The following is a 236-nucleotide window of genomic DNA, read 5'->3' as shown; positions in this document are numbered from 1 at the left end:
ATCCGTAACAACGCTGATCGCATCCCCAAAATTCTGCGTGCGGACAGGGGTTCCGGTGGCACTGTCGCGACAAAGCGGTCGGACGACGAATATGCGGATGCCGTTGCGGCCGTCGAGTTTCTTCAACCGCTGATGACCGCGGGCAAGTCGTGCGCAATCCTCGCCCGCACCAACCGCATTCTTGATCCCATCGAGGCCGTTTGCCGGTCCCATGGCGTGCCTTATTTCCGCGCATC

The 236-nt window shown here is 60.6% G+C and carries 1 pseudogene; it reads left to right on the top strand.

What is annotated here, in order from left to right:
- Window positions 1-236: pseudogene (locus tag SB753_RS41300) on the top strand (ATP-dependent helicase); the annotation flags it as partial.

The organism is Paraburkholderia sp. SIMBA_053 (assembly GCF_046534895.1).
GTDB lineage: Bacteria > Pseudomonadota > Gammaproteobacteria > Burkholderiales > Burkholderiaceae > Paraburkholderia > Paraburkholderia caledonica.
The sequence above is the reverse complement of the archived record's forward strand: the minus strand, read 5'-3'. Positions and strand labels throughout refer to the sequence as shown.